The sequence below is a fragment of the Pseudomonas sp. AC355 genome, assembly GCF_979258205.1.
On the sequence record NZ_OZ409843.1, the window covers coordinates 4,902,921 to 4,928,971 of the forward strand.

General features: G+C 62.7%; 24 protein-coding genes. 6 read left to right on the plus strand and 18 right to left on the minus strand.

Going from position 1 to position 26,051, the window contains the following annotated elements; genetic code table 11:
- Nucleotide 1 precedes the first annotated feature (1 nt).
- Nucleotides 2-991 (minus strand): aldo/keto reductase, encoded by a 990-nt coding sequence (locus tag ACZ0AI_RS22820; RefSeq protein WP_463563811.1) that lies wholly within the window; start codon nt 989-991, stop codon nt 2-4.
- Between the two features lie 257 nt (nt 992-1,248).
- On the opposite strand from ACZ0AI_RS22820, the gene ACZ0AI_RS22825 reads away from it, so the two are divergent.
- Nucleotides 1,249-2,016 (plus strand): carboxymuconolactone decarboxylase family protein, encoded by a 768-nt coding sequence (locus tag ACZ0AI_RS22825; RefSeq protein ID WP_463563812.1) that lies wholly within the window; start codon nt 1,249-1,251, stop codon nt 2,014-2,016.
- Between the two features lie 17 nt (nt 2,017-2,033).
- Here the strand turns inward: ACZ0AI_RS22825 and ACZ0AI_RS22830 are convergent, their stop codons facing one another.
- The gene (locus ACZ0AI_RS22830) at nt 2,034-2,927 is read right to left on the minus strand and encodes a LysR family transcriptional regulator (protein WP_463570096.1); all 894 of its coding nucleotides are present in this window, start codon (nt 2,925-2,927) and stop codon (nt 2,034-2,036) included.
- A 142-nt stretch (nt 2,928-3,069) separates the two neighbouring features.
- On the minus strand, nt 3,070-4,074 hold the full coding sequence (locus ACZ0AI_RS22835; RefSeq protein WP_463563813.1) for a LacI family DNA-binding transcriptional regulator: 1,005 nt from the start codon (nt 4,072-4,074) through the stop codon (nt 3,070-3,072).
- Between the two features lie 169 nt (nt 4,075-4,243).
- Here ACZ0AI_RS22835 and ACZ0AI_RS22840 point away from each other — a divergent pair, with 169 nt between their 5' ends.
- From ACZ0AI_RS22840 to ACZ0AI_RS22850, 3 genes are read left to right on the plus strand one after another with little or no spacing between them, the layout of a single operon-like run.
- The gene (locus tag ACZ0AI_RS22840) at nt 4,244-5,410 is read left to right on the plus strand and encodes a Gfo/Idh/MocA family protein (RefSeq protein WP_463563814.1); all 1,167 of its coding nucleotides are present in this window, start codon (nt 4,244-4,246) and stop codon (nt 5,408-5,410) included.
- Nucleotides 5,407-6,474, plus strand: a complete 1,068-nt coding sequence (locus tag ACZ0AI_RS22845) for a sugar phosphate isomerase/epimerase family protein (RefSeq protein ID WP_463563815.1) — start codon at nt 5,407-5,409, stop codon at nt 6,472-6,474. The genes ACZ0AI_RS22840 and ACZ0AI_RS22845 overlap by 4 nt, the downstream gene beginning before the upstream one ends.
- A 43-nt stretch (nt 6,475-6,517) precedes the next feature.
- Nucleotides 6,518-7,738, plus strand: coding sequence for a nucleoside permease (locus ACZ0AI_RS22850; RefSeq protein ID WP_463570098.1), 1,221 nt, complete (start codon nt 6,518-6,520; stop codon nt 7,736-7,738).
- Between the two features lie 43 nt (nt 7,739-7,781).
- Here the strand turns inward: ACZ0AI_RS22850 and ACZ0AI_RS22855 are convergent, their stop codons facing one another.
- The 3 genes from ACZ0AI_RS22855 to ACZ0AI_RS22865 are packed head-to-tail and all read right to left on the minus strand — an operon-like array spanning nt 7,782 to nt 10,275.
- Nucleotides 7,782-9,452, minus strand: coding sequence for a phosphoethanolamine transferase (locus ACZ0AI_RS22855; RefSeq protein ID WP_463563816.1), 1,671 nt, complete (start codon nt 9,450-9,452; stop codon nt 7,782-7,784).
- Between the two features lie 17 nt (nt 9,453-9,469).
- The gene (locus tag ACZ0AI_RS22860) at nt 9,470-10,009 is read right to left on the minus strand and encodes a cytochrome b/b6 domain-containing protein (protein ID WP_463563817.1); all 540 of its coding nucleotides are present in this window, start codon (nt 10,007-10,009) and stop codon (nt 9,470-9,472) included.
- Nucleotides 10,009-10,275, minus strand: coding sequence for a PepSY domain-containing protein (locus ACZ0AI_RS22865; protein WP_463563818.1), 267 nt, complete (start codon nt 10,273-10,275; stop codon nt 10,009-10,011). The genes ACZ0AI_RS22860 and ACZ0AI_RS22865 overlap by 1 nt, the downstream gene beginning before the upstream one ends.
- A gap of 148 nt (nt 10,276-10,423) precedes the next feature.
- On the opposite strand from ACZ0AI_RS22865, the gene ACZ0AI_RS22870 reads away from it, so the two are divergent.
- A complete protein-coding gene (locus tag ACZ0AI_RS22870; RefSeq protein ID WP_225834846.1) occupies nt 10,424-11,089 on the plus strand; it encodes a response regulator in 666 nt (221 codons plus the stop codon).
- Entirely contained in the window at nt 11,086-12,447 is a 1,362-nt protein-coding gene (locus ACZ0AI_RS22875; RefSeq protein WP_463563819.1) for an ATP-binding protein, read from the plus strand. Before ACZ0AI_RS22870 ends, ACZ0AI_RS22875 begins: the two co-directional genes overlap by 4 nt.
- Before the next feature lie 54 nt (nt 12,448-12,501).
- On the opposite strand, the gene ACZ0AI_RS22880 is transcribed toward ACZ0AI_RS22875, so the two are convergent.
- The 12 genes from ACZ0AI_RS22880 to ACZ0AI_RS22935 all read right to left on the minus strand — a co-directional run bounded on the left by ACZ0AI_RS22880 (nt 12,502) and on the right by ACZ0AI_RS22935 (nt 25,909).
- Complete coding sequence (locus ACZ0AI_RS22880; protein ID WP_463563820.1) at nt 12,502-14,448, minus strand: DUF7844 domain-containing protein; 1,947 nt, start codon at nt 14,446-14,448, stop codon at nt 12,502-12,504.
- Nucleotides 14,448-14,768 carry a DUF2388 domain-containing protein gene (locus tag ACZ0AI_RS22885; protein WP_225834834.1) on the minus strand — a complete coding sequence of 107 codons (321 nt, stop codon included), beginning with the start codon at nt 14,766-14,768 and terminating at the stop codon, nt 14,448-14,450. The genes ACZ0AI_RS22880 and ACZ0AI_RS22885 overlap by 1 nt, the downstream gene beginning before the upstream one ends.
- Nucleotides 14,769-14,854: 86 nt before the next feature.
- Nucleotides 14,855-15,172 carry a DUF2388 domain-containing protein gene (locus tag ACZ0AI_RS22890; protein ID WP_463563821.1) on the minus strand — a complete coding sequence of 106 codons (318 nt, stop codon included), beginning with the start codon at nt 15,170-15,172 and terminating at the stop codon, nt 14,855-14,857.
- Nucleotides 15,173-15,364: 192 nt separating this feature from the next.
- Nucleotides 15,365-15,577, minus strand: a complete 213-nt coding sequence (locus ACZ0AI_RS22895; protein WP_463563822.1) for a DUF1127 domain-containing protein — start codon at nt 15,575-15,577, stop codon at nt 15,365-15,367.
- Between the two features lie 504 nt (nt 15,578-16,081).
- Nucleotides 16,082-16,573, minus strand: a complete 492-nt coding sequence (locus tag ACZ0AI_RS22900; protein WP_463563823.1) for a DUF2388 domain-containing protein — start codon at nt 16,571-16,573, stop codon at nt 16,082-16,084.
- A gap of 577 nt (nt 16,574-17,150) precedes the next feature.
- Nucleotides 17,151-18,587: an NAD(P)(+) transhydrogenase (Re/Si-specific) subunit beta gene (locus tag ACZ0AI_RS22905; RefSeq protein ID WP_463563824.1), complete on the minus strand. Its 1,437-nt coding sequence runs from the start codon at nt 18,585-18,587 to the stop codon at nt 17,151-17,153.
- Between the two features lie 3 nt (nt 18,588-18,590).
- Entirely contained in the window at nt 18,591-18,917 is a 327-nt protein-coding gene (locus tag ACZ0AI_RS22910) for an NAD(P) transhydrogenase subunit alpha part 2 (RefSeq protein ID WP_463563825.1), read from the minus strand.
- A 53-nt stretch (nt 18,918-18,970) separates the two neighbouring features.
- Complete coding sequence (locus tag ACZ0AI_RS22915; protein WP_463563826.1) at nt 18,971-20,092, minus strand: Re/Si-specific NAD(P)(+) transhydrogenase subunit alpha; 1,122 nt, start codon at nt 20,090-20,092, stop codon at nt 18,971-18,973.
- A gap of 597 nt (nt 20,093-20,689) precedes the next feature.
- Entirely contained in the window at nt 20,690-21,061 is a 372-nt protein-coding gene (locus ACZ0AI_RS22920) for a hypothetical protein (protein WP_463563827.1), read from the minus strand.
- A 25-nt stretch (nt 21,062-21,086) separates the two neighbouring features.
- Complete coding sequence (locus ACZ0AI_RS22925) at nt 21,087-21,896, minus strand: putative RNA methyltransferase (protein WP_463563828.1); 810 nt, start codon at nt 21,894-21,896, stop codon at nt 21,087-21,089.
- Nucleotides 21,896-23,038 carry a succinyl-diaminopimelate desuccinylase gene (dapE, locus tag ACZ0AI_RS22930; protein ID WP_463563829.1) on the minus strand — a complete coding sequence of 381 codons (1,143 nt, stop codon included), beginning with the start codon at nt 23,036-23,038 and terminating at the stop codon, nt 21,896-21,898. Before dapE ends, ACZ0AI_RS22925 begins: the two co-directional genes overlap by 1 nt.
- Nucleotides 23,039-23,311: 273 nt before the next feature.
- Entirely contained in the window at nt 23,312-25,909 is a 2,598-nt protein-coding gene (locus tag ACZ0AI_RS22935) for a glycosyltransferase (RefSeq protein ID WP_463563830.1), read from the minus strand.
- Between the last annotated feature and the right edge of the window lie 142 nt (nt 25,910-26,051).

A 26,051-nucleotide genomic window follows, 5' to 3' on the forward strand; every position in this document is an offset into this window, starting at 1 on the left:
TTCATCGACCGACCCTCGCCTGCAGCGCCGCGGGATAGCGATTGCCGGTCACCGGAATCTGTTCGACCGCATTGCTGATCCGGCTCATCTCGGCGGCATCGAAGGTGAGTGCTACGGCGGCCAGGTTCTCTTCGAGCCGCGCCAGTTTGGTGGTGCCGGGGATCGGCACGATCCAGGGTTTGCGCGCCAGCAGCCAGGCAATCGCCACCTGTGCCGGTGTCGCACCCTTGTCCATGGCGATTTCCTGCAGCAGCTCGACCAGAACCTGATTGGCGTCCAGTGCGCTGGCTGCGAAGCGCGGCACCTGGCTGCGGAAATCGTCACTGCCGAACTGCTGGCCCGACTTGATCGCGCCGGTGAGAAAGCCCTTGCCTAGTGGGCTGAAGGGCACGAAACCGATGCCCAGCTCTTCGAGCAACGGCAGGATTTCCTGCTCCGGCTCGCGCCACCACAACGAGTATTCGCTCTGCAGGGCCGCGAGCGGCTGCACGGCATGGGCGCGGCGGATGGTACTCGCGCCGGCTTCAGACAGGCCGAAGTGCAGCACCTTGCCCTCGGCAATCAGCTCGGCGACGGTGCCAGCGACATCCTCGATGGGCACCTGTGGGTCGACGCGATGCTGGTAAAGCAGGTCGATACGCTCGGTGCGCAGACGCTTGAGCGAGCCCTCCACGGCCAGGCGAATCTGCCGTGGCTGGCTGTCGAGTATCTGCTGTTTGCCGTCGTCGCCGAAGGTGAAGCCGAATTTGCTGGCGATCACCACCTGATCACGCATGGGGGCCAGGGCTTCGCCAAGCACGTCCTCGTTGATGAACGGCCCGTACACTTCGGCGGTATCGAAGAAGGTCACGCCGCGATCCGCTGCGGCGCGGATCAGCGCTATCGCCTGGCTGCGATCGGTTGCCGATCCATAACCGTGGCTCAGCCCCATACAGCCGAGGCCGATGGCCGAGACTTCGAGACCGCTGTTGCCGAGTTGGCGTGTTTGCATCTGCACTTCTCCTGTCTGGTTCGGCCGCTGTTCTCTGGTGTCGGGCGCAGTGGCATCGAATAAGCCTGACTTACCTTAATCAGCGACGGAGCACAGCACTAGGTAGCAAAGCCGGCATAGAGTCATGAGGTGGATTCATGAGTTGATCGATGGTTTTCATGAGTTTTGCTCACCACCGTATGCGTGATTCTGGTCTTACTCACGCGAGGTCTGGGCCCTAGGCTTTCAAGACCTCAAGTGAACGGACAGGTGTTCCCATGAAATCCCGTGCATCCCTGGCATCCACACTGCTCTGCGCCGTTTCCCTGGAAGCTGTCGCTCAGGGCGTACCGGATACGCCCGCCGCCCGGCAGGCGCGACAGACCGCACCCCAGCTGTTCGCCTATACCGAAACGGTGCTGTTCGGTGATCTGTGGAAGCGTGAGGCGCTCGCGCCACGGGATCGCAGTCTGGTCACGCTGTCGACGCTGGTCGCTAACGGGCAGTCGGCGCAGATGACCTCGCACATCAATCTGGCGCTGGACAACGGTGTCGAACCGGAGGAGATCGTCGAGTTGATCACGCACCTGGCGTTTTATGCCGGCTGGCCAAGCGCGATGTCGGCAGTGGGCGTTACAGGCGACGTGTTCGAAAAGCGCGGCATCGATCCAGAGCGTTACCAGACGGGAGGCCAGGCGCCGTTGCCGGTCGATGAAGCGGCTGAAACACGACGGACGAAGAGTGTGCGCGATAACGTGGCACCGGTTGCGCCGCGTCTGGCGCGTTACACCGACGACGTACTGTTCGCCGACCTCTGGCTACGACCGCAGCTGGCGCCGCGTGATCGCAGTCTGGTTACCGTGGCGGCGCTGATCGCCCGTGGTCAGGCCGAGCAGATGCCGTTCCACCTCAACCGCGCCATGGATAACGGCCTGACCCGCGAGCAGGCCGCCGAGGTCGTCACCCACCTGGCGTTCTACGCGGGTTGGCCGCGGGCGATGTCGGCCTTGCCGGTATTGCAGTCGGTTTTCGAGGCACGTCAGTAGGCCTGTGCAGGCACTACTCAGCCCGTGTGACGCAACGCATCGATGATCACGCCGAGGGCGCGGGAGTACTGGCGGCGATTCGGGTAGTACAGGTGGTAGCCGGCAAACGGCTCGCACCAGTCTTCCAGCACGCGCACCAGGCTGCCGTCGGCCAACTGTTCCTGCACCATGTCGTCGGGCAGAAAGGCCAGCCCGCAGCCAGCCAGGGCAGCGCGTAGTACGGGCGTGCTGCTGTTGAAGGTCCACTGACCCTCGACGCGGGCCTTCACTTCATGGCCGTCCTTCTCGAAATCCCATTGCAGCAAGCCGCCGTAGGTGGGCAGGCGCAGGTTGATGCAGCAATGCCGAGCCAGATCCGCCGGGGTGAGCGGGATCTCGTAGCGGGTGAAGTACTCCGGCGAGGCGACCACCGCCATGCGCAGGGTCGGGCCGATCGGTACGGCGATCATGTCCTTGGCTACCTGATCACCGAGGCGCACGCCGGCGTCGTAACGCTGCGCCACGATATCGGTAAGGGCGTAGTCGACAGTGATCTCGACCTTGATATCCGGGTAGGCGCACAGCACCTTGTGCAGCTTGGGCCAGAGGATGTTGTTGGCGGCGTGCTCGGACGTGGTGATGCGCAGCGTGCCAACCGGCTTGTCGCGAAACTCGCTGACGGCGATGATCTCTGCTTCGATCTCTTCGAGGCGCGGCGCCACCGTGGCGTAGAGCCGCTCGCCTGCCTCAGTGAGTGCCAGGCTGCGCGTGGTGCGGGTCAGCAGGCGTACGCCGAGGCGTGTTTCCAGGCTGCGAATGGTGTGGCTGAGGGCCGATTGGGAAACACCGAGGTGCGCTGCGCCGCGGGTAAAACTGCCCTCCCGGGCAATGACCACGAAGGCCTGCAGGTCGTTGAAATTTTCTCTGGGCATCTACGATTCGGGCTCGGGGGAGGATGTTCAGCGCAGCATCATAAGCAGGTCATGGGCGTCTCGTTCAGCGCTAATTTTCTCTTTTGATGTCAGCCGCAGTATCAGGCAAGCAGCATTGTCGCCCCTGGGCTCGCAGCTGCCGTTAGGCCTGAGCAGGCGGCTGTGAGCGGGCTGCGGTGCTCGCCCGAACGACCAGTTCGAAAGGCAGGATCAGGCGATGCTCGGCGATGCTCTTTCCTTCCAGCAGGGCGAGCAGCATTGCCACCGCGTGCTGGCCGAAGGCCTCAGCCGGTTGCGCGATGGTGGTCAGCGGCGGGTCGCAAAAGGCGGCGAAGGAGATGTCGTCGAAGCCGGCGACCGAAATGTCCTCGGGAACCCGCAGGCCGGCTTGGCGAATACAGCGGATGGCGCCCATGGCCATTTCGTCGTTCTCGCAGAAGATCGCCGTCGGGCGCGGCTCGGCACGCAGCAGGTGCGCCGTCGCGGCATGCCCGGACTGGCAGTCGTAGTTACCGTCCTGCAGCAGGGCGGGATCGAGCTCGATACCCGCGGCGTCGAGAGCTTCACAATAACCGGCGAAGCGCTCGCGGGTCAGCGGGCTGTCCGGCGGCCCCTGGATCAGCCCGATACGGCGATGACCAAGATCCAGCAGGTGCTCGGTCATGGTACGGGCGGCGCCGCGGTTGTTCAGGCTGACCGTGGGCCAGGGGGCGTCGTCGACGATCTCGCAGATGTTCACCAGCGGCGGATGATCCTGACGCGCGAACGGGTCGAAGGCGCGCAACTGGATAACCCCGTCGGCCTGCCTGGCATCCACCAACTCGGCGAACTGTCGCTCGGTTTCCGGGTTGCCCAGGGTATTGCACAGCAGCACCCGATAGTCGAACGCGCTGGCCGCTTCCTGAATACCGCGGATGACCTGGGCGAAGAAGGTGTTGGCGATATCCGGTACCAGCACCACCAGATTGCGGGTGCGCTGGGAGCGGAACTGGATGGCCATCAGGTTGGGTTTGTAGCCGGCCTGATCGACGGCATCGAGGACTTTTTCGCGGGTTTCCGGCGACACCTGGGCAGGGCTCTTCAGGGTACGGGATACCGTGGCGACCGAGACGCCAGCCAGTGCGGCTACCTTGCGGATATTTGTCATGCACCCTCTGTTTTCTGGCCGGCGGCGAGGGCCGGTTCGCCGGTAGATTACCGCAACCCGGCCGTCGTGGCGCGCTTGACCTGGCTAATGCCGAGGTCTATATATCTTTCAATGTAACCGGTTACATTGATAAGAATAGCCATAAAATAGCGTAAGACGGAGTCTTTCAATGCCTGCTGCAAACGTAAGGCTGGGAATGATCGGCGGTGGCGCTGGCGCCTTCATCGGCAAGGTGCATCGACAGGCTGCCGCCTTGGCCGGAGGCATCGAGCTGGTGGCCGGTGCCTTCAGCCGTGATCCGGCCAGCAATGCCGAAACCGGTCGCGAGTGTGGCCTGCCTGCGCAGCGTGTGTACGCCAGTTGGCAGGCGCTGCTGGAGGGCGAAGCGGGCCTCGCCCCCAGTGAACGCATCAACCTGCTGGCAATCGTCACGCCCAATCACCTGCATGCGCCCATCGCTGCCGCTGCGTTGCAAGCCGGCATCCATGTGTTCTGCGAGAAACCCGCCGCATTGACCAGTGCCGACACCCGCCGCCTGGCGCAGTTGCTCGATAACGCCGATGTACTCTACGGGCTGGCCCACACCTACCAGGGCTACCCGATGATCTGGCAGGCCCGGCACATGGTGCAGGCCGGCGAGATCGGCCGGGTGCGCAAGCTGTATGTCGAATATCCCCAGGGCTGGCTCAGTGACGACTTGGCCGGCCAGGGCAACCGCCAGGCTGCGTGGCGTGGTGACCCGCAGTTGGCAGGGCAGGGCGGCTGCATCGGCGATATCGGCACTCATGCTTTCAGCCTGGTCGAATTCGTCAGTGGTCAGCGTATCGAACGCATCTGTGCGCACCTGGCTACCCATGTGCCCGGCCGGGCGCTGGACGATGATTGCGCGATGCTGTTCCTCACCGAGCAGGGTGCCAGCGGCGTGCTGCTCGCCAGCCAGGTCTGCGCCGGCGAAGAGAACGCCCTGAAGATCCGCATCTACGGTGACAAGGGTGGCCTGGAGTGGCGTCAGGAAGAGCCCAACAGCCTGATTCATCGCTCGCTCGACCAACCGATGCGCGTGCTGCGTGCCGGGGCCAACCACAGCTGGCTGTGTGACGAGGCGCTGCGCCGTATTCGTCTGCCGGCGGGTCATCCCGAGGGCTATCTGGAAGCCATGGCCAATCTGTATGGCGACTTCGCTCGGGCGATTGCCGGCTCCCGCAGCGCTGCTGCCGCACTGCCAGGCATCGAGACCGGCGCGCGGGGCATGGCCTTCATCGAAGCGGCGCTGGCCAGCCACGCCAGTGAGGCGAAATGGACGGTGCTGGCACCGACCGCAGGAGTACAGTCATGACGTCCAGTACAAAAGGTATTCGCGGCCCGGGCATTTTTCTCGCCCAGTTCCTCTCCACCGAGGCGCCGTTCGACAACCTGAAGAACCAGGCCTGCTGGGCGGCGTCGCTCGGCTACAAGGGCATCCAGTTGCCGACGCTGGGGCCGCAGTGCATCGACCTGCAACGCGCCGCCGAGAGCCAGACTTATTGCGATGAGCTCAACGGTATGTGTGCCGAAGCCGGCGTTGCGATCAGCGAACTGTCCACTCACCTGCAAGGCCAGTTGGTTGCCGTACACCCGGCGTTCGACAGCCTGTTCGACGACTTCGCCCCGATGCATCTGAGAGGCCGCCCCCAGGAGCGTACCGAGTGGGCGGTCAGCCAGTTGAAGCTGGCGGCGCGGGCTAGTCAGCGGCTGGGCCTATCGGCTCACGCGACTTTCTCTGGCGCGCTGCTCTGGCCCTATCTGTATCCCTGGCCGCAGCGCCCGGCGGGCCTGGTGGAAGAAGGCTTCGCCGAACTTGGGCGGCGTTGGCTGCCGATCCTCAATGCCTTCGATGAGGCGGGTGTCGACCTCTGCTACGAGTTGCACCCCAGCGAAGACCTGCACGACGGCGCCACCTTCGAACGCTTCCTGGACGCGGTCGGCGGTCATTCTCGCGCGAACATTCTCTATGACCCCAGCCACATGCTGCTGCAGCAGATGGACTACCTGGGTTTCATCGACCGTTATCACCCGCGCATCCGCATGTTTCACGTCAAGGACGCGGAGTTCAGGCCCGATGCCCGTTCCGGGGTGTATGGCGGTTATCAGGCGTGGGTCGATCGCCCCGGTCGTTTCCGTTCGTTGGGCGATGGGCAGATCGACTTCAAGGCGATCTTCAGCAAGCTCACCCAGTACGGCTATCAGGGCTGGGCGGTGCTGGAGTGGGAGTGCTGCCTCAAGGACGCTGCTCAGGGCGCTGGCGAAGGGGCGGATTTCATCGCCCGCCATTTGATCACCCGTGCGCAACGCGCCTTCGACGATTTCGCCGGGGTCACCAGCAGCACCTCGCGCAATCGGGGGCTGCTGGGCTTGGACTGAATATGTTTAACGCTGTCTCGTGAACAACAACAAGGATAAGAACATGAGCACTTTGAATGTCAGGTTGGGCGTGATGATGTTTCTCCAGTTCTTCATCTGGGGAGGCTGGTTCGTCACGCTGGGTACCTTCCTGGGGCGGACCCTGGAGGCCAGTGGGGGACAGATCGGCATGGCCTACGCGACCCAGTCCTGGGGGGCGATTCTGGCGCCCTTCGTGGTCGGCCTGATCGCCGACCGCTTCGTCAACGCCGAGCGCTTGCTGGCGATCCTCCACCTGGGTGGCGCGGTGCTGCTGTACCAGCTCTACCGGGCCGATGATTTCGCCACCTTCTATCCACTGGTGCTCTGCTACATGGTGGTTTACATGCCGACGCTCGGGCTGGTCAATGCGGTGGCGTTCCGGCAGTTGAGCGACCCAGCGGCGCAGTTTTCCAGGGTGCGGGTGTGGGGCACGCTGGGTTGGATCGTGGCCGGCCTGGTAATCAGTTTCGTGTTCGCCTGGGATGCCCAGCAGGCCATCGCCGATGGCGCCCTGCGCAACACCTTCCTGCTCTGCGCCGGCGCCTCGCTGCTGCTCGGGCTGTACAGCTTCAGCCTGCCAGCGACGCCTCCGGTGCCCGGCCAGCAGACCGGCATCAAGCGCCTGCTCGGCCTGGATGCCTTGCAGATGCTCAAGGATCGCGGCTTCGCGACCTTCTTTCTGGCCTCCATCCTGATCTGCATTCCGCTGGCCTTCTACTACCAGAACGCCAACCTGTTCCTGACAGAAATCGGCGTCGCCAACCCGACCGGCATGATGACCCTTGGTCAGGTTTCGGAAGTGTTGTTCATGCTGCTGTTGCCGCTGTTCATCAAGCGTTTCGGGATCAAAGCGACCTTGCTGGTGGGCATGGCCGCCTGGGCGCTGCGCTATGTGCTGTTCGCCTACGGCAATAGCGGCGAGCTGGTGGCATTTTTGGTCGCCGGTATCGTCCTGCACGGCGTGTGCTACGACTTCTTCTTCGTCTCCGGGCAGATCTACACTGACGGCAAGGCCGGCGAGAGCATCAAGAGTTCTGCGCAGGGCCTGATCACCCTGGCCACTTATGGCGTCGGCATGCTGATCGGTTTCTGGGTGGCCGGCATGGTGTCCGACCACTACTCCATCCAGGGCGCCCACGACTGGTTCAGCATCTGGCTGTTCCCAGCGGTGTTCTCGGCTGGCGTGCTGCTGGCCTTCCTGCTGACCTTCCGCGAGCGCGCCGCGGGCAAGCCGGTTGGCTGAGGGTTGCCATCGCAGATGGTGCAAGCCACCTGCGACGTGCGGGTCAGCCATCGCAGCGGGCCTCGGGCTGTTTGAGCAGCATGCTCAATTGCTGTGGCGGGTGATGGATCAGACCGTTTGGTGTTTCGCAGACGCGCTGGATGAAGTTGTCGGTGAACAGCAGCTTGCCATGCACGAAATGCTCGTTGGGGCGCAGGTTGGGGTTGTCGATGCGCGTGCCGAGGCGCGCGGCAAGCCATTTGCCGGCCTCGTAATGGCTGATCCAGCGCTCCGCTGACAGGCTCGCCATGACTTGCGGCTGCGCCTCGCGGCCAATGACGATCACCGGCACGTCGCTGACTTCCGGCACCAGATCGTTGTGGCCCCAGTGGCCTCCCTCGCCCAGGCGCTGGCCATGATCGCCGGTGATGATCAGGTAACGCTCGCCTTCCAGGCGGTCGAAGTCGGCGATGACTTCGGCCAGCAGGCTGTCGAGGTAATGCACCGAGTTGTCATAGGCATTGCTCTGCCCGTTGGCGCCCTGATCCGCCCAAGGCGCCGGCTTCGTTTCATGGCGATAGTTCTGCGCGTAGGGCAGGTGGGCGGTACGCAGGTTGAGCACCATGAAGTTGCGCTCACCCCAGCGCTGCTTGTCGAGCACGTCGAGCAGGGCGCGATCCTGCTGTTTGAGGAAACGTACCGGGTGATCCTCGCGGGTGATCGACACATCCAGATAGCGGCTGCCCAGGTTGGCCAGCAACTTGGATTCCTGGGAGGAAATCCAGTGGGTGCGAAAGCCCGCCTGCTTGGCGAAGCGGAACAGGTTGATGTCACCTGTGCGCAAGAGCGAATCCTGCCCTGGTTCACGGATCGGGTTGATCAGGTAGGGCAGGCTGACATCGGTGGCCACCCCGGCGGCGATGCCGGGGCGTACGAAGGCGCTGGGGTGGTCACGCAGGTAACTGGCTAGTTGTGGCGTGGTATCGCGGCCGTAGCCGAACACCCCGAGGCGATCACTGCGCAGCGAGTCGGCGACCACCAGCCAGACATGTTTCGCCTGGCTCATGCTCGGGCTCAGCGCATACGGCGCGAAGGAGGTGGGCGGCAGCTCGACCTCCGGCTTGAACGCCAGATGCACGGCCCAGGCGGAGAACACGTTGAGGTTGTTGTGCAGCGCGCTGCGGCTGGGGCTGGCGGCGAACGAGTCGAGGTTGCGGTAGGTGGCGCGGTAGGGTTTCGAGAGCAATACCACGGCGATCAGCACCAGCGCCCAGCGGCTCTCCGGCAAGCTGATTCTGCCCGGCAAACGCCAGTGCAGGGCGAGCAGCAGGCCGTAGGGAATGGCCACGCAGAGCAGCACCGGCCAGTGCCGAGCGAAGCTATCCGCCGCGGTTTCGCGAACCTCGCCCGGGTCGTTGAGCAGCGACTGGATATCGATGGCGGTCAGCGGTTCGCCGAAGAAGCTGATATTGGCCAGCTGCATCAGTTGCATCGCCGCGAACAGCGCCAGGATGATCATGCTCAGCCAGCGCAGGTTGCATAACCAGAGTCCCAGGCTGAACAGCCAGAGTATGGCGACGTAGCCGGCTTCCAGTTCGGCGTGGTTGTTGTCGGTGAACAACTGCTGCAGGAAATCATCGGCGAGCAGCAACAGACAGCTAAGGGTGGCCAGGGCCACGAGCGACAGCCAGGAGCGCGGCGCTCCAGAGCTAAAACGCGCACGTATGGGCAGCATGGGGTTTTCCTGAGGTATCAGCGGTCTTCGGAATGGGCGCGGCGCTTGCCGGTGATCATCGACAGCGGCAGGTTTTCGCGCAGGTGAATACTTTCGATGAGCGCGGCGGCCATGTGGATGACCACCAGAGCGGCCAGGCCATCGGCGACCCAGCCATGCAGCGTGAGTGGCCAGTCGACGCCCCACAGGGCGTCCACTTCCTGCATCAGAAAGCCGCTGATGCCCAGGGTGGCGATGGTCGCCATCATCAGCAGCATCACCACGGCGCCCAGCGGGGAATGGCCGAGGCGACGATAGGCACGGCCGCCGAGCAGGTGACCCAAGTGTTCGGCGAGGCGCGCGCGAGTCGGCCAGAAGTCTGCCCAGCGGGCGCTGCGCGAACCGACGAAGCCCCACACCAGGCGAACCGCCAGCCAGGCGCAGGCGTAGTAGCCGAGCCAGGTGTGCCAGTCGTCACCTTCCTCGGTGAAGAAATAGTTGGCGACGAAGACTCCGGCCACCGACACATGGAACAAGCGGATCAGCGGCGCCCAGAGTCGTATCGTCGCCGCGGGCATCAGTCTTCGATCTCGGTCTTGATCGCCTTGCCAGATACCGGGTCGTGATAGATCTCGACCTTGCGCTTGTCCTTGTCGAAGCCGTAGATCTCGTAGCAGTTGCCTTTGGTGATCTTGAACTTGTTGATCTGGTAACCCTGCTCCTTCAGTTGTGCCTGGAATTTCTCCGGGTCTTGCCAGGTCGAGCGGTCGGCGGTGGTGCATTCGGTGCTGGCCAGGGCCAGCGGGCTGCCAAGCAGAAGTGCGAGAAGGGCGAAGTAACGCATGGTGGGACTCTCCTGTGGTGGTGAGCCTCACCTTGCGACGCGAAGCTTAGGAAAGTCTTAATGGGCAAATCTCGGTAACAACAGTCCGTGCAAATCGGGCTGCAGACGGCGCATCATGGCCGCCGCCATATCTGACGAGGTGCGTCGCGTGCGTGTCCTGCTGGTTGAAGATGATCGCGCCCTGGCGCGCGGAATCCGGGTCGCCCTGCGCGGCGAAGGGTATACGCTGGACTGGCTGGAAGACGGCATCGAAGCCGCCCACGCCCTGCGCAGCGAGCAGTTCGATCTGGTGCTGCTCGACCTCGGTCTGCCGCGCCTGGATGGCATGACGCTGCTGCGCCAGTTGCGCGCGCGCAGCGAGAATGCCGTACCGGTGCTGGTGCTCACCGCCCGTGACGCCATGGAGGATCGCATCCTTGGGCTGGATGCTGGTGCCGACGACTATCTGGTCAAACCCTTCGATCCCGAGGAACTGAAAGCGCGTATCCGCGCCTTGCTGCGCCGCAGCCAGGGCAGGGCGCAGCCGGTGCTGGAGTACGCCGGCGTGAGCCTCGACCCGGCTACCCAGGAAGTGCGCTATCAGGGCCGCAGCGTGCCGATGACACCCATGGAATATCAGCTGTTGCATCAACTATTGATCCGTCCCGGCGTGGTGGTCACCCGTGAACGCCTCGGCAACGCCCTCTACGGTTGGCAGGAAAGCGGGCCTGGCAACACCCTCGAAGTGCTGATTCACAACCTGCGCCGCAAGTTGTGCAGCGACCTTATCCGCACCGTACGCGGGGTCGGTTACCTGGTGGAGCGCGCGCCATGATTTCCATCCGTACGCGCATTCTCGCGCCGACCATCGCCTTGGTGCTCGCCGGCAGCCTGGCCCTGGTGCTGCTCGCCCTGCGCGACAGCCATCGGCAGACCGAGGCGGTCTATGACGCCCAGTTGGTACAGGCCGCGCGGGTGCTGCAAGGCATGCTGCAGCAGCCGGACGGGCAGCCGATCAACTGGCAATTCGTCCGGCAGGCGCTGGACAATGCCCTGGATCTATCGGCCGACGGCATCTTTTCCCACCCTTATGAAATCAACCTGGCGTTCCAGGTGTGGGCCGCAGACGGCACGCTGCTGGTGCGTTCCGAGCACGCGCCACCACTGGCGTCGCCGCCCGCGCCAGGGATTCACGACTTCTTTCTCAACGATCAGGAATGGTGTGGCGTGCTGCTGGAGGATGCCGGCCAGGGCCTGCGCATCTGGGTGGGCGAGCGTGAGGATCTGCGCCAGGACCTGATCCATCAGATTCTCCAGCACACGCTGATGCCGACGCTGGTCTGTTTGCCACTGTTGGCCGCCTTCATCTGGCTGCTGCTGGGTTGGGGATTGCGCCCGTTGCAGCGTCTCGCTCAGCAACTGCGCGAACGCCCGGAGCACAGCCTCGAACCGTTGCCGGCCGGCCCGTTGCCACCGGAGCTGGAGCCGATGCGCCTGGCCTTGGATGACGTGTTGAGCCAACTGCGTGCGTTGCTCGAACGGGAGCGACGCTTCATCGCCGATGCCGCCCATGAGCTGCGTACGCCCCTGGCGATTCTCGATATCCATGTGCGCAACGCGCTGCAGGCCGGCAGCGTGCAGGAGCGCGAGGAAGCCCTGGCATTCCTGCAGCAGGGCGTGCATCGCGCCACCCGCATCGCCAGCCAGTTGCTGACCATGGCCCGCCTGGAAGCACCCTCGCAGAACCTGCAGCCTCTCGATTTGACGGCGGTGGTGCGCGAGGAGCTGGCGGATCTGGCGCCGCTGGCGCTGAACCGGCAGATCGAGCTGGAGCTGGAGGCCGACGAGGCCGTGGTGATCCAGGGCGAACGCGGGCTGATCGTCATCCTGCTGCAGAACCTGGTCAGCAACGCGCTGACCTTCTCCTCACCGGGAAGCGAAGTGAGCGTGCGGGTTCGCCGTGAAGGCCAGGGCGTGCAGCTGCAGGTCGTCGATCAGGGGCCGGGTGTCGAAGACGCCCGATTGCCGCGTCTGGGGGAGCGCTTCCACAGTGCGGGCAACCCTCAGGGCGCAGGGCTGGGGCTGGCCATCGTCGGCATGATCGCTCGCCATCTGGGCGGCTCCATCGGCTTCAGCAATGCCAGTCCGAAGGGCTTCAGTGCCGTGGTCAGGTTTCCTGATTCGGTGACTTGATGATTAGATAAAAGTCGTTCGGCTGCTTTCAGGGCCGGCTCTCGAGAGTGATAACTACAACTGCAGCCCGCCGCTGGCTTTGTGCAGCGTGCGTAGGTGATCGCCAAGCAGCTTCAGGTTGGCCTCGTTGGCTTCTAGCTCGGCCAGGCGCTGAGGCTCCAGCAGGCGACGCACTTCCTCGTCGAGGTCGGCGCTGAGCAGGCTCAGTTGCTGCTGGCGATTGCGGGTTTCGCTTTCCAGTCGCTGCCATTCACCCTGTTGCGGCAGGCCATAACCACCCTCGAGCAATTCTGCCGGGCGACTGAGAAAGCCGGTGCCGGCGAGGATCTGCTCCAGGGCGTCACCGGCCTTGTCCAGGTTCGGATCCTTGGCGGCGCGGCCGGTCAGGTAGCGCTGCTTGAGTTCGTCCTGGGAGAGCAGTAGCTGACGGCGCATCGCTGCCTGTTCGAGCAGCAGCATGGCGGCGCTGGCGCGCAGGTCAGCCTTCTCGAACCACTCTCGGCGTTCGCTGGACGGCTGCTCCAGCCAGTCCTCGACGCGTTGTTGGCGGATCGGCAAGCGCTGCTGCAGCACCTTGAACATGGCCTGGTAGCGGTCACGGAACGAGTCGAAGCGGTAGCCCAGTCGCAGCGCCTCGCGGGAGTTCTCGAGCATGCTGCTATCGGCCAGGCCGCGTGCTTCGAGCACTTCCAGCAGGCCGATGGGCGTGATGCTGTCAAGGTTCTGCAGGCGCGCCATATCGGTGCCGCTACGCAGCAGCTTGAGGGTTTCCACCGCACAGTTGTTGGAGACGAAGAAGTAGTCGCCGTCATAACTCCAGTGCTGCTCGACGGCGCGGGCGACCAGTTGCTCGAGGCGAGCGCGGGGCAGCGTCAGTGGCACCGAGGCCAGGCTGCGCAGTTCAACCTTGGTGTATTCCTCGATCACCTGGGCCAGGGGCAGCACGAATAGGCGCGAGGGGTAGGCGCCGGTGAGGCCGTCCCAGCTCGACAGCTGGACGTCACCGACGAAGGCTCGGTAAGACAGCACCAGATGCTGATCGAGATCCAGCCGGCAGTCCGGCCCACGTGGCCGGCCCGGTGCGCAGATCACCAGCCGTAGCATGCTGTGGCCCCAGCGACTGGCCATGTTCTGGTTGGCTTCGGCGAGCAGATAGTCCACTTCGTAGACCCGCTCGGGGTCGAGATTGGCCAGCGCCTGTTTGTCGAAATCGCGGCCCGCATTGAGGTAGGCGTAGCCGGTGCCGCAAGGCGTGGCGTTCGCCGGTGACCAACCGAAATGCTCGCTGAAGAAGCGCGCCAGGGAAGGGCGGCGACAGGCATATTCGGGGTCGAGGAGAAAGTACTCCATGTTCACCGCGACGAATTCGCGGGCGTTGCTCAATTCGTAGATGTCCGGGCTGCGCGCCACCTGGCCGTTCTGCTGGTCGCGCTCACCACGGGTGCCGACGCGCTGCGGCCAGCCGGCCAGGTCGAGCAGGCGTGGATCGTCGCTGAGAGTGAAGCGGCGTTCGGTCTGGCCACGGCATTCGGCCGGCAAACCGACTGCGCCCATGCTGCCGTTCTGGCGCTGGCAGCGCTGCAGTAGCGTGCGCTGTTCAGTGCCCCAAAAAGCGCCGCGATCATAAAGGTGTGTCACTTCATGGAGCACAGTGGCCAGCAGTTCGTTGCGCACAGTGCCATGGGGGCGCCCGGTGGCAGCCTTTGCTGCACTGCCGTCGGCGAGGCCGGGCAACAGGCTGGCATTGAGCTCGACACCGCTGAAACGGCCAGCGCGTCCATAGATCTGCTCGGGCATGGCTACCCAACGCACCCTGACGTCGCGATCTACCGATTCACGCAGCCGCGGAGGCATTGCTGCCACGGCTTCGTCGAGCAGCGCCAGGCTGGCCTGGCGCTCGACGCTGTTTAGCTGGCCGTCATCCAGGGTCAGCTTGAGCTGGGCGTGACTGACCGTGCTGACCAGCAAGGTCAGCAGCAGAAGCCAGCCGCGGGGGGCCATCACAGAGCGAGAATGGCTTCGGCCAATACCTGATCGGAAGCATTCTGCGCTTCAGGAAGCTGGCTGCGCAGCGCGCCAAAGGCGGCTTCCAATTGGGCGCCACGGATGTCGCCCTGGCTGGCCACGAAACTGGCAGCGTCGTCACGGGCTTCGATGACCACTTTCATGTCGCGAACCGACGTGGTGGTGTCCGAGGTGAAGTCGATGGTGCGATCGAGGGCGCGGACGATGATGTTGCTGGTGGCCACCAGGGTCTGGGCCTGAACGGCGCCGGCGAACAGGGCAAGGGATACAGCGGCGGCGAACAACGGACGCTTCATGAACGGTCTCCGAACGGGATGAGAATAAATTGGATTGGCTGGTTGGACGAAGAACACCTGCCGCAGTTCCAGCAATGATCAGGTGTTTAAAGCGCGAGGATGGCCTGCGCCAGTTGCCCATCATCGGCTTGCAACGTCGGCAGGCGGCCGCGGATGTGTTGCAGTGCGGCTTCCAGGTGCGCACCACGCAGCGTGCCCTGGCTGGCGACGAAGCTGGCAGCGTCATCCTTTGCGGCCAGCACGACCTTGTTGTCGACAACCGAGGAGGTCGCGTTGGAGGTGGTATCGATGGTGCCTGCGAGTGCATCGACCAGAGTATCGGTAGTCACCAGAAAGCTGCTGGCAGAGGCGCCAGCAGCCAGGCTGAACAGGCTGAAAAACGCGAGGGTGCGGGCGATTGGCATGGTCTGGACTCTACGGTTCGCTGAAAGCGAGCATTCTAACCGCTTCGCGTGGAACCGTTGAAAAAGACCTGCACAGTTTGTGTAAGGGGGTATGCGACTTGGCGATTGTGCGAATCACCTAGCCTTAAACGACAAAACCCCGCAGGCGCTGCATGCCGGCGGGGTTTTGCGGGAGAAGCTCAACGGTCGCGATTAGCGCCAGAACGGTTTGCTCAGTTCGGCGTAACGCTGGCTTTCGCTGATGCCGGCATCGGCCAGCAGGCGAGTGTCGAGACGCGCCAGTTGGCGGCGGCTGACGATGCGACGCTGCCACAGGAGCAGAGTAGCGAGAAGATTCAGCGGCAGGCTGGTGGAAGATTTGGACGAGTTGTCGACAAGCAGATCGGAACTGAGGGTACGTTCCATGGTGTGCATCCTTCCGCTTTTGGCGGGGTTGGTAAGTTCTGGTGCCTATTTTCGTCCTTGCGCGGGGTTAGCAGTAGCCACAGCTGAAGTAAATAAGCTGCGTACTAGATAGGTTGCTTTGTAACTGTTTCGCTAATTTAGAGGGTAACTGTACCGGTGTTTGTGGATTTGCCGTGACTCGTGTCGTTTTGCAGTGCTTTGACCTGTAAAACTTATTATTTTCAGGGATAAGCAGCCGATACAGTTTCAATTGTGCGCTGTCGTTGCTTAGCTCATTATTTTTATTTTTGCGCCATCAAGCCCGGATCGCACCATGCTGTATTTGTATGCAAATTCTGTGTCAGATATTTGCGCACTGTTACTCGCTCATTGCGTCCCGGTTACCTGAATGAAAAAAGACGAAGGCTTTTACGGCCTTCGTCTTTTTTTAGATTGCTCAGGGGGCTAGATGAAAGCACACGGGGGCTGTCATATAGCCGGCAGATGCACTCCGAAGCTCTGCGTTCAGCGTCCTAGGACATCGCCACCCGGTGACGAGATGGCAAGGATGAAGGTGGCCATTTGTTGCGAGTCGAGACGCTCGAAGTACCAGAAGCCTCGCAGGTGCTCGAAAGCTGCTTCCAGTCTGGCCGAGCGGTATTCCCCGGCAGTGGCCACGTGCATCGCGGCATCGTCCTGAGCGCTTACGATCTTCTGTTCGCCCGTCGAAAGAGCATTGGCGATATCCTCGACGCTGGAATAGACACACACATAGGTGGTGACCAGAGGGTCTAGCACCGTCCCAATAGGCAGCAGAGTTGTCGAGGCAGTTGGGTTTGCTCCATATCCGTAAATGCCCTTGCCGGTAGTTTGCGCGGTAAGCGGAATGTCGCCGTCGAACTCGTAGCCCAGCCATACGCTGGAAGACGGGTTTGCAGCCACTGAGCCCACTGAGAGGCCGAAGACAAAAGATAAAAACAAGCTCCGCCAGGCTCGGCGGACGAAACGAGGGCGCATGGTTCACTCCTTGAACACGCTGACAGACCGCGTATTTTTTGCGGCGACGCGCACTCTAGCGCAATCCCTGCCTAGTCGGCGAGTACTGTGCCAGCGCATCACTCTCGGCAGAGTTGTTTGGCCAGTTATGCCTGATGGTCTACTTAGGTAGAGAGCTAAATCGCCCAATATAGGCGTCCAGTTAGGCGAGCTACCGGCGTGTAAGCACACGCTGCTGCCAAGTCACGAGCAGGCGCTGCAGTGGGCAGGAAATCTTGAGCGGTATCGCGGCGATGTGGCGTTGCGCAAAGGTTTCATGACATGTTCCTTTACCGCTCCACAGCGGCATTCGGTGGCTGTTGAGGCACTTCATGATCCGCTTGGAGAAGGAAAGAGGCGGGGGCGGCCAGGCCGTATTTTTTCGGTAAGATTTCAACTTGTCGAGAACTGTACCGGGCGTGTGGGCGGCGAGTTTTCTCCCAGAGGGGGCGATGAAAAGCCTGACATGAGGGTGGGTTCTTTCTGAGGTTGGGTGATCGTTCCCATGCGGAGCGTGGGAACGATCAATCAAAAGAAACGCTTGAGGCTGAAAGGGCTTTCAATCCACGGCTTTGAGCATGTCTTCGATGACCTTCTTGGCGTCGCCGAATACCATCATGGTCTTGTCCAGGTAGAACAGTTCGTTGTCCAGGCCGGCATAGCCGCTGGCCATTGAGCGCTTGTTGACGATGATGGTCTTGGCCTTGAAGGCTTCGAGGATCGGCATGCCGGCGATGGGCGATTTGGGATCGTTCTTCGCTGCCGGATTGACCACGTCGTTGGCACCGAGCACCAGCACCACATCCGCTTGACCGAACTCGGCATTGATGTCTTCCATCTCGAACACCTGGTCGTACGGCACTTCGGCTTCTGCCAGCAACACGTTCATGTGCCCTGGCATGCGCCCGGCCACCGGGTGGATGGCGTATTTGACCGTCACGCCCTTGTGCGCCAGCTTCTCGGTCAACTCCTTCAGGGCATGCTGTGCGCGGGCCACGGCCAGGCCGTAGCCGGGGATGATGATCACGCTGTCGGCGTTGCCGAGCAGGAAGGCAGCATCGTCCGCCGAGCCCGATTTCACTGGCCGCTGCTCGCCGCTGTCCGCTGCCGGGCCGGCATCCGTGGCGCCGCCGAAGCCGCCGAGAATGACGTTGAAGAACGAACGGTTCATGGCCTTGCACATGATGTAGGAGAGGATCGCGCCGCTCGAACCGACCAGGCTGCCTGCGATGATCAGCATCGAGTTGTTCAGCGAGAAACCGATGCCAGCTGCTGCCCAGCCCGAGTAGCTGTTGAGCATCGACACCACCACCGGCATGTCGGCGCCGCCAATCGGGATGATGATCAGCACGCCGATGACGAAGGCCAGGGCCACCAGCACGGCGAACGCGATCAGATTACCGGTGAAGGTGAAGTACAGGCCGAGCGCGAGGATCGCCAGGCCAACAGCCAGGTTGATCAGGTGCTGGCCGGCAAACTGTACTGGCGCACCCTGGAACAGGCGGAATTTGTATTTTCCGGACAACTTGCCGAAGGCGATCACCGAACCGGAGAAGGTGATGGCGCCAATCGCTGCGCCAAGGAATAGCTCCAGGCGGTTGCCATGGGGAATCGGGTCGCTGATCGCGGCGACGATACCCAGGGACTGTGGCTCGACCACCGCGGCGATGGCGATGAAAACGGCGGCCAGGCCGATCATGCTGTGCATGAAGGCGACCAGCTCTGGCATCTTGGTCATCTCCACGCGCTTGGCCATGATCGAGCCCGCAGTGCCGCCGACCAGCAGGCCGACAATCACGTAGCCGATGCCTTGCACGGCCAGTTCGCTGCCGAGTTTGTAGATCAGGCCGAGCGTGGTGAGCACGGCGATGCTCATGCCGATCATGCCGAAGGCATTACCGCGCCGTGAGGTGGTCGGGTGCGAGAGGCCTTTGAGTGCCTGGATGAAGCACACCGAGGCCACGAGGTAGAGGAGGGTGATCAGGTTCATGCTCATCGATTACTTCTCCACCGGTGCGGCAGCCGATGCTGCTTTCGGGGCCTTCTTCTTGAACATTTCCAGCATGCGCCGGGTAACCAGGAAGCCACCGAAGACGTTGACCGCCGCCAGGGCCACGGCCAGGGTGCCCATGGTCTTGCCCAGGGGGGTGACGGTCAGCGCGGCGGCCAGCATGGCGCCGACGATGACGATGGCAGAAATTGCGTTGGTCACCGCCATCAGTGGGGTGTGCAGGGCCGGTGTGACGTTCCAGACCACGTGGTAGCCGATATAGATGGCCAGCACGAAGATGATCAAGTTGTAGATGCCGTCGGAAATCAGATCCATCGGAGTGATCCTTTTTGTAGTGATTGGCCCTCTCCATAAAGAGAGGGAGGCCATCATTTGTTGATGCGCACGATTTCGCCGTCTTTGCACATCAGGCAGGCGGCGACGATGTCGTCTTCCAGATTGAGGTGGAAGGCGCCGCTCTCGTCGATCACCAACTTGAGAAAGTCGAGCAGGTTGCGGGCATACAGCGCCGAGGCATCGGCGGCGACCAGGGCCGGCAGATTGCTGTGGCCAACCAGTGTCACGCCGTGCTTGACCACCACCTTGTCCAGTTCCGTCAGTGGGCAGTTGCCACCCTGGATCGCGGCGAGGTCGATGACCACCGAGCCGGGTTTCATGTCGGCGACGGTGGCTTCGTGCAGCAGCGTGGGAGCCTTGCGGCCAGGGATCAGTGCGGTGGTGATGACGATGTCGGCCTGCTTGGCGCGTTCGTGCACCGCCCTGGCCTGGCGCTCCATCCACGAGGCGGGCATCGGGCGGGCGTAACCGCCAACGCCTTCGGCGCATTCGCGTTCTTCATTGGTCTCGAACGGCACGTCGACGAACTTGGCGCCCAGGGATTCGATCTGCTCCTTCACCGCAGGACGCACATCGGAAGCCTCGATCACCGCGCCCAGTCGTTTGGCCGTGGCGATTGCCTGCAGGCCGGCGACACCGGCACCGAGGATCAGCACCCGAGCGGCTTTCACCGTGCCGGCAGCAGTCATCAGCATCGGCATGAAGCGTGGGTAATGGTTGGCCGCCAGCATCACCGCCTTGTAGCCGGCGATATTGGCCTGGGACGAAAGCACGTCCAGGCTCTGGGCACGGGAGGTACGCGGCGCCGCTTCCAGAGCGAAGGCGGTGATGCCGCGTGCGTTCATACGCTCGATGGTCTCGACGCTGAACGGGTTGAGCATACCGATCAGCACGGTGCCGGGCTGCATGAGCGCCAGCTCGGTGTCGTCCGGCGCTACCACCTTGAGGATCAGGGCTGCGCTGAATGCTGCCGTGGCATCGCCAATGCTCGCACCCGCCGCTTCATAGGCGCTGTCGGTAATGCTGGCTGCGATGCCTGCACCGCTTTGAACGGTGACCTGATGGCCCTGGCCTATCAGCTTCTTGATGGTTTCCGGCGTCGCGGCAACCCGCGTTTCGCCTGCATGGGTTTCGAGGGGAACACCAATGTGCACGCTTGCATCTCCTGCGATCGTTGCAGATTCACCCGGGGGCGACGGAGGTACGGTATCGACTAAAGTCGATAGCTCGCATTCTGCAAAGGAAGCGGATCAGTAAGCAATATTCATGGAGCGTTTATTTCGCATGACTACAAGTTATCGGAGATATTGTTATTTTTCATGCTGAATTATTATGATAAATAACAGAATTAAGTCGTTAATTTCATTAAAAATGATGCTATCAGGAATAAATGTCTGAAAATTTGGTTGGTTGTCTTTTTGGCGGGTGCGACGCGGTGTCACATCGTTCAAGATCATTTACGGGTGGCTGAACAGGGTTTTTGATCGTTATGTAGCGATATTTGGTTTGCGCTACAAGGTGTGGAGGCCGTATCGCTGGGCATCGGAACCTGGGCGTCGTCTCACTCGACGCCAAGCTACACAGGGGCTGCGGTGCTTGGCTCGCAAGCGCCGCTGTCGGTAAGACTATGTGAGTCGAACAGACCGAAAGCTGTTCATGAGGCGTGCAGCCGAATGGCACGCCTGCGGTGTGATCGTTAAGCCGTAGCCTAGGTTGAGCGAAGGATACCCAGGGCTGTAGTCCCGGTGCGATCAGCCCGTGCGCCAGGTGATTTCCTGCACGCCGTCGGCGCTGATGCGCAGCCACTGATCGGCCTGCTCAGTGCTTTCCTCTTCTTCCCAGCTGCCAGGCGCGCAGCGGACTTCCACATCCAGAGCGGCGTAGGCAGCCTGCGCGCAGGCCAGGTCGTCTTGCCATGGCGTGGCGTCGCTCTCCAGGTACAGGCTGTGCCATTTACCAACGGCCTTGGGCAGCCAGGTCACTGGTACTTCGCCGGCGCGGCACTGGAAGGTCTGACCTTTCTGTTGCCAGTCGGAGCAGGGGCCCAGGGCTTGAGTCAGCCAGGCGGCGATGGCCTGGTGATCGGCGTCCTTGAGGTATATCTCGATATCCGGTTGGCGCATTTTCATCCTCATCTGGTCGGGGCGCTCAAGGCGCGTCACGCTCGATCCAATCGTAGCGGATGGCGACGGTCACTTCGAAGCTTTCGGCGATCACCGCCGCACGGCGTTCGGCACTAGCGCGCCAGCCATGGGGCGTCATCGCCAGCAGGTCGGCTCGTGCTTCTGGCGTGTCGAGCAGCAGTGGGAAACTCAGGGTTTCGCTGTGCGCCAGGCGCATGCCCGGCGGGATCAGCTCTAGGTGTTTCTGGTCATCGTAATCGCGCACCTCGTCGTAGAGCTTCTGGCGCAGCTCCATCAGGTGCTCGCGGGTTGGCCCCATGCGCAGCAGACCGCCGCCTGGGGCGAGCAGGCGTTTGGCTTCCTGCCAGTCCAGCGGGCTGAACACACTGGCCAGTAACTGGCAACTGGCGTCTGCCAGGGGCACGCGGGCCATGCTGGCGATCAACCAGTTGAGCTGAGGAGCACGCTTGCAGGCGCGCTTCACCGCTTCTCGGGAGATATCCAGGGCATAGCCGTCGGCCTCTGGCAGCGCCTCGGCGATCTGCGCGGTGTAGTAACCCTCGCCGCAACCGATATCCAGCCACTGCTGCGGGCCGTAGCCGGCCGCCAGTTGTGCCAGTCGGGCAGCCAGCGGCGCGTAATGGCCACCATCGAGAAAGCGCCGGCGCGCCTCGACCATGGCGGCGTTGTCGCCCGGGTCGCGGCTGTTCTTGTGCTGCACCGGCAGCAGGTTGAGGTAACCCTGGCGCGCACGGTCGAAGCGGTGGTTGGCGGGGCAGGCCACGCCGTTGTCGACGGCCTGCAGCGGCGCCTGGCAGATCGGGCAACTGAGCATCAGGCGAGCAGCTTGACCAGGGTCTGGTAGTAGATCTCGGTGAGGATATCGAGATCGCTGGCCAGCACGCGTTCATTGACCTGGTGGATGGTCGCGTTGACCGGGCCGAGCTCGACCACCTGGGTTCCCAGTGTGGCGATGAAGCGGCCATCGGACGTACCGCCGCTGGTGCTTGGCGTGGTTTCGCGACCGGTCACGCTGCGGATGCTGGCGCTGACCGCATCGAGCAGGGCACCCGGCTCGGTGAGGAACGGCAGGCCCGACAGCGCCCATTCGATGTGATAGTCCAGGCCGTGCTTGTCGAAGATGGCGTTGACCCGCTGCTGCAGGCCTTCGACCGTCGACTCGGTGGAGAAGCGGAAGTTGAACACCGCGGTCAGCTCGCCAGGAATCACGTTGGTCGCGCCAGTACCGGAATTGAGGTTGGAGACCTGGAAACTGGTGGGCGGGAAGAACGCATTGCCGTCGTCCCAGTGCTCGGCGGCCAGTTCGGCTAGAGCCGGGGCGGCCAGGTGAATCGGATTCTTCGCCAGGTGTGGATAGGCCACGTGGCCCTGAATGCCGCGCACGGTGAGGGTCGCACCCAGGGAGCCACGGCGACCATTCTTCACCACGTCGCCGACCAGCGAGGTGCTCGATGGCTCGCCAACGATGCACCAGTCCAGGCGCTCGTTGCGTGCAGCCAGGCGCTCGACCACGGCTTTGGTGCCATGGTGAGCAGGGCCTTCTTCGTCGCTGGTGATCAGAAAGGTGATGCGGCCCTTGTGGTTCGGGTATTCGGCGACGAAGCGCTCGACGGCGATGATCATCGACGCCAGACTGCCCTTCATGTCGGCGGCGCCCCGGCCGCAGAGCATGCCGTGCTCGTCGATCAGCGCTTCGAACGGGCCGTGCTGCCAGGCCTGCACCGGGCCGGTGGGTACCACGTCGGTGTGGCCGGCGAAGCACAGTACCGGGCCATCCTGGCTGCCATGGCTCGCCCAGAAGTTGTCCACGTCCTCGATGCGCATGGCTTCGATGGCAAAACCCACAGCCGCGAGGCGGCGAATCATCAGCTCTTGGCAGCCTTCATCCAGTGGTGTCACGGATGGCCGACGGATCAGATCGCAGGCGAGCTCGAGGGTGGGGGACAGGGCCGTCATGGGAACTCCGGTAAAGTAATGCGCGTAAAGCAGTGCAGGGCGGGAAGGGCGCATAGCTTAAAGCAAAACGCGCCTGCCTCGTAGGCGTTCAGCCTTTTGGCGCTACATGGAAAGGCGCTTCGCTTGACCCGGCTACAAGAGCCGATGCAATTCGCACCCGTAGCCTGGCGTTGAGCGAAGCGATACCCAGGGATTGTTTGCGCGGTTGCCGCTCACCAACCCGAAAAGAAAACGGCGGCCAATTGGCCGCCGTTGTCGTGTCGCTCACCGGGATCAGGCGTTCTCCGCCTCGGTCTGTACCACCGGAATTTCCAGCGGTTTCGGGCTGGACGACAGCAGCGCCATGATCAGTGCGGCGAGGTACGGCAGCGATTGCACCAGCAGCATGACCACCCAGAACTTCACGTCGTAGCTGGGCAGACCCTGAACGATGGCGATGCCCAGGGCTCCGCCCCACAGCAGGAGCATGATGAAGACTTCTTCGCGCGCTTCGGCGAGGGCCACCATCAGGCCGTGGCTGGAGCGCATCTTCGGCGTGCGGAAGAACGGGATAGACTTGGTGAACGTGCCGTACAGCACCGCCTTGGCGATGGTGTGCGACAAGGCCAGCCCTGCTACCGCCGCACAGAACGCATCCTTGAGGTTGACCCCGACTGCCCGCTGATACAGGAAGATGATCTTGCCGACCTTGAACAGGAACAGCGTCAGCGGCGGGATCGCGAAGATCAGCAGCGGTGGGTCGACCCGTTGCGGCACGATGATCATCGCCGCCGACCAGAGCAGGGCGCCGGCGGTGAAGAAGATGTTCAGACCATCGGCTACCCAGGGCAGCCAGCCAGCCACGAAGTGATAGCGTTGGCCGCGCTTGAGTTCGCTGCCTTTGCCAGCGAGCAGTTCGCGGGCGTGCCCCTTCATGATCTGAATGGCGCCGTAGGCCCAGCGGAAACGCTGCTTCTTGTAGTCGATGAAGGTGTCCGGCATCAGCCCTTTGCCGAAGCTGTCATGGGCATAGGCGGCCGAATAACCTTTCTCGAACACGCGCAGGCCGAGCTCGGCATCTTCGCAGATGGTCCAGTCGGCCCACTTCAGCTCGTCCATCACGGTACGGCGGATCATGGTCATTGTGCCGTGCTGGATGATCGCGTTGCGGTCGTTACGGGTCACCATGCCGATATGGAAGAAGCCCTTGTATTCGGCGTAGCAGAGCTTCTTGAAGGTGCTTTCCTCACCGTCGCGATAGTCCTGCGGTGACTGCACCACGGCGATCGACGGGTCGGCGAAGTGCGGCACCATGTGCTTGAGCCAGTTGCGGTCGACGCAGTAGTCGGAGTCGATCACCGCCACCACTTCGGCATCCGGTGCGGTGTGCGGCAGAATGTAGTTCAGCGCGCCGCCCTTGAAGCCATGCAGCGGCGCCACGTGGAAGAAGCGGAAGCGTGGGCCGAGCTCTTCGCAATAGTCGCGCACCGGCTCCCACACCGCAGGATCCTTGGTGTTGTTGTCGATGATCAGGACTTCGAAGTCCGGATAGTCGAGGTTGGCCAGGGCATCCAGGGTCTGTTTGACCATCTCCGGCGGCTCGTTGTAGCACGGCACGTGGATCGACACTTTGGGGCGGTAATCGCTATCGCCCAGCACCGGCGTGAAGGGGCGCCGTCGTTGCGTCCACACCGTCTCGGCCAGTTCGTGGGCCTCGGTGAGCAGGACGATGAACACGCCGATGGCGCCGACGCCGAGCAGCAGCCCGACCAGCATGCTGAACCAGGTGCTGTATTGCTGGCTGTAGTCGTAGCCGATCCACACCAGGGCCGAGCCGCCGGCGAAGGCGACGAAGGTCAGGAAGGTGCGCCCACGCTGGTGCAGGGCACTGCCGTCGATGAGCATCAAGGCCAGGGACAGCAGCGCCATGACCACCGAGGCAACCGCCAGCAAGCGCCATTGCGGAATGGCGACTACCGGCCCTTCGAAGTTGAATTTCGGATTGCGGTCGAGGTTGTAGACGCCCCAGTAGGCGCCCACCGAACCTTCGTCACCGGCTTTCCACGGCTGGTCGAACGCCTCGATCACGAAGTAGTTGTAGCCCTGGGCGTTCAGGGTGGTGACCAGGGTTCGCAGGTAGATCGCCTGATCCGCCTGGGTCGCCTCGGCGCCCCCGCGCACGCGGCCATTGCTCGGCCAGCCGACCTCGGAGAGCAGCAGCGGTTTTTTCGGGAACAGCTTCTTCAGATCGCGGGCGCGATCGAGGGTGAACTGCGTGGAATCCTGCATGCGCATGAATTCCCAATACGGCAGTACGTGGGCCGCGATCAGGTCCGCGTGGTCGGCCAGCTCCGGGTATTCCTCCCAGATGTGCCACTGCTCAGAGGTGGTGACCGGCACCTTGACCGCCGAGCGCACCCGATCCATGTAGGCGGTCAGCTGCTTGACGGTAACCTCGCGGCGGAACAACGCCTCGTTACCGACCACCACGCGCACTACGCTGCGCGAGTTGTTGGCGATCTCGATGGCCTTGGTGATTTCGCGCTCGTTGCGCTCCTCGTCAGGGCTGATCCACACACCCAGCGTCACGCGCAGGCCGAACTCTTCGGCGAGCAGTGGAATCTTGTCCAGGGCATCATCCACCGAATAGGTTCGGATGCTATCGGTCTGCTTGGAGAGCAGTTCGAGATCCGCACGCATTTCTTCGTCGCTGGGATAGACACCCGTTTGCGGGTTCTGCCCCTGACGGAATGGCGAGTAGGAATAGCCGGATACCTGCTCGGGCCAGTCCGGCGCGGTCACAGGACGGTTGTAGAGCGCCCAGATACCGGTGAACAGGGCGGCAATAGCCAGGAAAACAATCAGATTGAGGCCGAACTTGCGCGAAAGCATGCTGTGTCAGGTTCCGAAAGGTGGAACGGGGAGAGGGCCGGCGAGCGCCGGTTGGCGCGCATGCTACTCCGTCGTTGAATGACTGTATAGCACAGCTCGGAGCGCTTGTTTGAGTATGAGCCGCAGCGTTTTCAGTGGCACC

What these genes read in the sequence shown, in the direction of transcription:
- ACZ0AI_RS22885 (WP_225834834.1), bottom strand. Translation starts at nt 14,768, where the DNA reads ATGAAGCGTCCGTTGTTCGCCGCCGCTGTATCCCTTGCCCTGTTCGCC.
- ACZ0AI_RS22910 (WP_463563825.1), bottom strand. Translation starts at nt 18,917, where the DNA reads ATGGATCTGATTTCCGACGGCATCTACAACTTGATCATCTTCGTGCTG.
- ACZ0AI_RS22920 (WP_463563827.1), bottom strand. Translation starts at nt 21,061, where the DNA reads ATGCGCCAACCGGATATCGAGATATACCTCAAGGACGCCGATCACCAG.
- ACZ0AI_RS22890 (WP_463563821.1), bottom strand. Translation starts at nt 15,172, where the DNA reads ATGCCAATCGCCCGCACCCTCGCGTTTTTCAGCCTGTTCAGCCTGGCT.
- dapE (WP_463563829.1), bottom strand. Translation starts at nt 23,038, where the DNA reads ATGACGGCCCTGTCCCCCACCCTCGAGCTCGCCTGCGATCTGATCCGT.
- ACZ0AI_RS22825 (WP_463563812.1), top strand. Translation starts at nt 1,249, where the DNA reads ATGAAATCCCGTGCATCCCTGGCATCCACACTGCTCTGCGCCGTTTCC.
- ACZ0AI_RS22845 (WP_463563815.1), top strand. Translation starts at nt 5,407, where the DNA reads ATGACGTCCAGTACAAAAGGTATTCGCGGCCCGGGCATTTTTCTCGCC.
- ACZ0AI_RS22875 (WP_463563819.1), top strand. Translation starts at nt 11,086, where the DNA reads ATGATTTCCATCCGTACGCGCATTCTCGCGCCGACCATCGCCTTGGTG.
- ACZ0AI_RS22880 (WP_463563820.1), bottom strand. Translation starts at nt 14,448, where the DNA reads ATGGCCCCCCGCGGCTGGCTTCTGCTGCTGACCTTGCTGGTCAGCACG.
- ACZ0AI_RS22935 (WP_463563830.1), bottom strand. Translation starts at nt 25,909, where the DNA reads ATGCTTTCGCGCAAGTTCGGCCTCAATCTGATTGTTTTCCTGGCTATT.
- ACZ0AI_RS22830 (WP_463570096.1), bottom strand. Translation starts at nt 2,927, where the DNA reads ATGCCCAGAGAAAATTTCAACGACCTGCAGGCCTTCGTGGTCATTGCC.
- ACZ0AI_RS22905 (WP_463563824.1), bottom strand. Translation starts at nt 18,587, where the DNA reads ATGAGCATGAACCTGATCACCCTCCTCTACCTCGTGGCCTCGGTGTGC.
- ACZ0AI_RS22925 (WP_463563828.1), bottom strand. Translation starts at nt 21,896, where the DNA reads ATGCTCAGTTGCCCGATCTGCCAGGCGCCGCTGCAGGCCGTCGACAAC.
- ACZ0AI_RS22900 (WP_463563823.1), bottom strand. Translation starts at nt 16,573, where the DNA reads ATGCGCCCTCGTTTCGTCCGCCGAGCCTGGCGGAGCTTGTTTTTATCT.
- ACZ0AI_RS22865 (WP_463563818.1), bottom strand. Translation starts at nt 10,275, where the DNA reads ATGCGTTACTTCGCCCTTCTCGCACTTCTGCTTGGCAGCCCGCTGGCC.
- ACZ0AI_RS22855 (WP_463563816.1), bottom strand. Translation starts at nt 9,452, where the DNA reads ATGCTGCCCATACGTGCGCGTTTTAGCTCTGGAGCGCCGCGCTCCTGG.
- ACZ0AI_RS22820 (WP_463563811.1), bottom strand. Translation starts at nt 991, where the DNA reads ATGCAAACACGCCAACTCGGCAACAGCGGTCTCGAAGTCTCGGCCATC.
- ACZ0AI_RS22835 (WP_463563813.1), bottom strand. Translation starts at nt 4,074, where the DNA reads ATGACAAATATCCGCAAGGTAGCCGCACTGGCTGGCGTCTCGGTCGCC.
- ACZ0AI_RS22850 (WP_463570098.1), top strand. Translation starts at nt 6,518, where the DNA reads ATGAGCACTTTGAATGTCAGGTTGGGCGTGATGATGTTTCTCCAGTTC.
- ACZ0AI_RS22895 (WP_463563822.1), bottom strand. Translation starts at nt 15,577, where the DNA reads ATGGAACGTACCCTCAGTTCCGATCTGCTTGTCGACAACTCGTCCAAA.
- ACZ0AI_RS22860 (WP_463563817.1), bottom strand. Translation starts at nt 10,009, where the DNA reads ATGCCCGCGGCGACGATACGACTCTGGGCGCCGCTGATCCGCTTGTTC.
- ACZ0AI_RS22840 (WP_463563814.1), top strand. Translation starts at nt 4,244, where the DNA reads ATGCCTGCTGCAAACGTAAGGCTGGGAATGATCGGCGGTGGCGCTGGC.